This window comes from Vibrio genomosp. F10 str. 9ZD137 (assembly GCF_049974785.1).
Classification (GTDB): domain Bacteria; phylum Pseudomonadota; class Gammaproteobacteria; order Enterobacterales; family Vibrionaceae; genus Vibrio.
In genome coordinates this window covers 1-4722 of sequence record NZ_JBNGCJ010000671.1, presented here as the reverse complement: position 1 = coordinate 4722, position 4722 = coordinate 1, and the positions used below count along the sequence as shown (strand labels likewise).

At 42.4% G+C, this 4722-nt stretch carries 5 protein-coding genes and 1 pseudogene; 3 read left to right on the top strand and 3 right to left on the bottom strand.

What is annotated here, in order from left to right:
* The 3 genes from ACP45E_RS16210 to ACP45E_RS16200 all read right to left on the bottom strand — a co-directional run.
* Positions 1 to 606, bottom strand: a 606-nt coding sequence (locus tag ACP45E_RS16210) for a DUF2987 domain-containing protein (protein ID WP_069585238.1), incomplete at its 3' end; no start/stop codon positions are given.
* Between the two features lie 11 nt (positions 607 to 617).
* Positions 618 to 1454, bottom strand: coding sequence for a glucosaminidase domain-containing protein (locus ACP45E_RS16205; protein ID WP_017038597.1), 837 nt, complete (start codon positions 1452 to 1454; stop codon positions 618 to 620).
* Positions 1447 to 2262 carry a membrane protein gene (locus ACP45E_RS16200; protein WP_026026717.1) on the bottom strand — a complete coding sequence of 272 codons (816 nt, stop codon included), beginning with the start codon at positions 2260 to 2262 and terminating at the stop codon, positions 1447 to 1449. The genes ACP45E_RS16205 and ACP45E_RS16200 overlap by 8 nt, the downstream gene beginning before the upstream one ends.
* Positions 2263 to 2562: 300 nt before the next feature.
* Between ACP45E_RS16200 and potA the strand changes: the two genes are divergently transcribed.
* The 3 genes and pseudogenes from potA to potC all read left to right on the top strand — a co-directional run.
* The gene (potA, locus tag ACP45E_RS16195; protein WP_017034281.1) at positions 2563 to 3705 is read left to right on the top strand and encodes a spermidine/putrescine ABC transporter ATP-binding protein PotA; all 1143 of its coding nucleotides are present in this window, start codon (positions 2563 to 2565) and stop codon (positions 3703 to 3705) included.
* Positions 3689 to 4546: a spermidine/putrescine ABC transporter permease PotB gene (gene potB / locus ACP45E_RS16190; RefSeq protein WP_017038596.1), complete on the top strand. Its 858-nt coding sequence runs from the start codon at positions 3689 to 3691 to the stop codon at positions 4544 to 4546. The genes potA and potB overlap by 17 nt, the downstream gene beginning before the upstream one ends.
* Positions 4546 to 4722: pseudogene (gene potC, locus ACP45E_RS16185) on the top strand (spermidine/putrescine ABC transporter permease PotC); the annotation flags it as partial. The gene potB and the pseudogene potC, both read left to right, overlap by 1 nt.

Genomic DNA, 4722 nt, shown 5'->3' with positions numbered 1-4722 from the left:
TGACATTGATCCTCCCTTTTGGATATCATCAAGCGTGACGGTCGCTATGCCATTCACAATCGGAATGATTTCTCCGTGTGAAAGTTCAATGTTTCCAGTGAGCTGGTTTGCAAACTCGAGAGTTAGGCCCTCGACATCAGGAGAGAACCAGCTGGAAAACATGCCACCTAAGTCATCGAGCATCGATTTCATTTGTGGGAGATATTGAGCCACTTCTTCATAACCCACTACGCCTTTCAACGGCTCTTTAGATAGAACAACCATGGAAAAGTCGCATTGCATGTCTTCGGGCGTATGAACGAACACTAACGGGTTGGCTTGTTTTAAATTGTCGTCAAGTGGAATCATCAGTTCTCGATTCGACGCGACTTTCAAAACTTCATAATGTTCATCTTTTTCCATCCACGCTTTGTCAATACTGCACAATTGCTTGGTTTCTGCGTTCACAAAAAAGAAGCCCACTTTTACGTCGTCGTGCCCTTCATTCAAGTTGTTTTTCATTTGCGTGAACAGCTTTGAATAGGTAAATCGGTACTCTTCAGCGACCGAAGGAAAGGCTGAAAACAGTACCGTTGTCGCCAGTAATAGTGTCGATAATTTGTTCATGGTTCTTCTTATTATTTTGACCAAAATGGTTGGTTAAAGCGAATCATACCTTGCAGTTCAGTCACGTAAGGTTGCCCACGTTCTGAATAACGCACTAATCCGTTTGTTAACGCAATAGCCGTTTCGCTGTTAAGTAAGTCTTTGTTTTCCGAATGCAATCTAAAGCGTATATCTCTCAGTTCTTGATAGGCTTGATTGCGATTCACATTCATAAAGTAGTGATGGATAGATTCCTGTACAGAATCAAACCTTGCAACCTCATGAGTCATGCCATCAGTTCTTTGTTGTGGAACGACACCACAGCCAGAGCTGTAACACCACTGACCAAAGTAATTATTTGCTTGAGTAGCGAAACGAGATGTCCCCCAACCCGATTCTTTCGCCGCTTGAGTTAACACTAATGCCTCTGGTAAAACGTCAACTCGGTGAAGCATCGACTTTAGCCAATCGACAGTGACATCATTTTCTGAAAGCGCCACATTATATAGGCGAGCAAGACGTTTTGCATATGAGATGTCTTCTGATGTGAGAGCATTAGACTGAAGATGTTCTAACATCGATTCCAATCGGGCCCTTTCTTTTATGATGCGTTTGTTTTCAAGAGCAACGCCCGGCTTTAAATACTCAAAAAACGCCTTCTTTTTTTGTTTGATATCAGAAATAGCAGCGAAGTCTGGTGCATCACTGATTTGTTTGCCTTCAATGCTTGTTTCTCTTTGGCTATCTTCGAACACGTTGACGTTTTTATCCGTGACATCTACGTCTTGCTTGGTCAAAAATAAACTCGACACCAAAGCGGTCGAGGCGAGCCCTAGTCCAACAATTAACCCGCTCCATTTTTTAGGCATCGAAGAACCTCGAGTCTTTATTGTGATGGTCATCGTTTGGCGTATCGTCATTTGATTTTTCTGACGCATAAACCTTCAACTTAATGCCAAACATGTTTCGGTAAATAATCCCCTTTACGTGGAAGAAAAACGGTAAAACAAAGATAAGGCCAATGCCGTAAAATACCGCCGCCGCAACAAACAACATAGTCACGACTGAGTAAATGGCGGCAATAGACAGGATCTTCTTATTCACCGCTCTCAATGACATCCACAACGATTGAAACGGGCTGACTCTTTTCTCACATACTAGGAGAATAGAATTACTAAAAGCTAGTGAAAGGTATAAAGACACGAATGGTAAGAATGTCCCTGCGATACCTTGTAAAATCAACGAAAAAAGCGTTGCTATAATGACTGGCACTGTGAACTGTAGCCCTTTACCTATATGGCGAAGTTTTGTATTCAACCCGGCAGCGTGGCTCATGGCCATCAAACTCAGCCCCGCAAAAAATGGAGCACTGACCACTTCATAACTAAAGTTTGCGACAAAAATTGCCTGAACGATAGATTGGTTAAAGTTTTCTGGGTTTTCAAAGATATCAAGAACAATTGAAGGGTCACCAATTTGTAGCTTTAACGCGATGTAAAAGATGGCGAGTTGCAGCACGAGCAAAATCATTACCGCTGGAGAGAACGAAAGAAAATGCTTAACAGTCATGCTGCCCGCTTCTTTTAAAACCTCACCTACTTTTAAATCGTATTGACCGGACAGCGCTTTGTCTACGCTCCCCCCTAGGTTGAAGTCTTTTTCAATGTCATTGTTCATTCTAACGTCCGTCGCAATGGCGCTTGCTTTAAGTGGCTTTAAATAGCTGATTGAAGAAATTAGCCGCATTATACTTAAAAGGTAATTATACGAAAATCTGTTCCGTAGTTTATCCTCATTTTCTTACATATTCGTCTACTATTTCTACTTACACAGGCTCGCGGCCCTCTCGCCTAAAATTTGAATAGGCTCCGAATAGCGATTTTGCACGAATTCAGTGTAAAAATACTTTAAATTCACTAGATTGATGATTATCATCCGCCCATTATTTGATCTTGTATTAAACTCGATCATACGTCCATGAGTTCTATTGGGAGCCAGACAGCCTTGAATACTCATCCAACGAAATCCACACCCATAGTTCAATTATCGGCAGTAAGTAAAAGCTTCGACGGTCAGAAAGTGATCAATGAGTTTTCTATCGACGTCAATCACGGGGAGTTCCTCACTATTTTGGGCCCTTCTGGTTGCGGTAAAACAACCGTTCTGCGCTTGATTGCCGGGTTTGAAATGGCCGATGTGGGTAGTATTACGCTCGATGGTGTCGATATTACCGAGCTCCCAGCAGAGCAAAGACATGTGAATACTGTCTTTCAAAGCTATGCATTATTCCCTCACATGACGATTTTTGAGAATGTTGCGTTTGGGCTTCGCATGCAGAAAGTCCCTAATGATGAAATTAAAACACGCGTGATCGATGCCCTGTCTATGGTTCGACTAACAGAACACGCAAGCCGTATGCCTCATCAACTCTCTGGTGGTCAGCAGCAGCGCGTCGCCATTGCTAGAGCTGTGGTTAATAAGCCCAAAGTACTTTTGTTAGATGAATCCCTGTCTGCGTTGGATTATAAGCTTAGAAAGCAGATGCAAATTGAATTGAAGCAGCTACAACGTCAGCTTGGCATCACCTTTATCTTTGTTACTCATGATCAAGAAGAAGCGCTGTCTATGTCTGACCGAATCATTGTCATGCGTGATGGGGTTGTTGAACAAGATGGTACGCCACGACAAATCTATGAAGAGCCTCAAAACTTATTTGTTGCGCAGTTTATAGGTGAAATTAATGTCTTTAATGCAAAAGTACTTTCTCGAATAGACGATGAAAAGATATTGGTTTCGATAGAGAATTCAGACAGCGTGGTTCATTACAAAGCGCCCGTTGAAACCGACGATGTTCTTCAAGTACTGCTACGCCCAGAAGATTTAAGAGTGACTGAAATCATAGAATCAGAAAACACAGGAATCATTGGTCATGTTATCGATCGCACCTATAAAGGAATGACTCTCGATTCTGTCATTGAATTGCCTTCTGGAATGAAAGTGATGACGAGTGAGTTCTTTAATGAAGATGATCCAGATGTGGATCACTCATTGGGCCAAAAAGTGGCGATCTCTTGGGTAGAAACTTGGGAAGTGGTACTGACTGATGCACAAATGGTTTAACTTCAAAAACACGATTTTAACGGTAATCATTAGTTGGTTGGCCCTATTTGTGCTGATTCCTAACATTATGATTATCGCGACGAGTTTTCTGACACGTGATGAGGCGAACCTAATCGACCTGACATTCACGCTACATAACTACGCTCGCTTAATGGATCCACTCTACCTCAAAGTGCTTTGGCATTCATTTTATATGGCGATTATGGCGACCGGGCTCTGTTTGTTTATTGGGTACCCTTTCGCCTACCTAGTGACTAAAATGCCTGTGAACGTAAGACCCCTAATGCTGTTTCTGGTGATTGTTCCGTTTTGGACTAATTCACTGATTCGTACTTATGGGTTGAAAATTGTTCTCGGTACTCAAGGTGTATTGAACAAAGGGTTACTCGCGTTAGACATTATTGATAAACCGCTACGCCTTATGTATACAGAAACTGCGGTAATGATTGGTTTAGTCTACGTTTTGCTGCCGTTTATGATACTGCCACTCTATTCAACCATCGAAAAACTGGACGGTTCCTATATCGAGGCTGCGAAAGATTTGGGTGCGAACAAGTTTCAAACCTTTGTTCGTGTCATCTTACCGCTAACGATGCCCGGGATCATCGGTGGGTGCTTATTGGTGTTGTTGCCTGCTCTTGGAATGTTCTATGTGGCCGATTTGTTAGGAGGCGCGAAAAACTTACTGATTGGTAATGTGATTAAGAGTCAGGTGCTTAATGCCAGAGACTGGCCTTTTGGCGCAGCAACGAGCATTGCGCTTACCGGAGCGATGGCCATATTACTGTACGGCTACTATAGAGCTGGAAAGCTTCTTAACCGAACCACGGAGTTAAGCTAATGGGGCGCTTTTCTAAATACAGTTTCATTTCCTTTGTTTACGCGTTTCTGTATCTGCCAATCATTGTATTGATCGTTAATTCGTTTAATAGCAATAAATTTGGAATGAAATGGGGTGAGTTCACTTTTAAGTGGTATCACTCTTTAGTGAACAATGACAGTCTCATGCAGGCTGCG

What these genes read in the sequence shown, in the direction of transcription:
- potB (WP_017038596.1), top strand. Translation starts at nt 3,689, where the DNA reads ATGCACAAATGGTTTAACTTCAAAAACACGATTTTAACGGTAATCATT.
- potA (WP_017034281.1), top strand. Translation starts at nt 2,563, where the DNA reads ATGAGTTCTATTGGGAGCCAGACAGCCTTGAATACTCATCCAACGAAA.
- ACP45E_RS16205 (WP_017038597.1), bottom strand. Translation starts at nt 1,454, where the DNA reads ATGCCTAAAAAATGGAGCGGGTTAATTGTTGGACTAGGGCTCGCCTCG.
- ACP45E_RS16200 (WP_026026717.1), bottom strand. Translation starts at nt 2,262, where the DNA reads ATGAACAATGACATTGAAAAAGACTTCAACCTAGGGGGGAGCGTAGAC.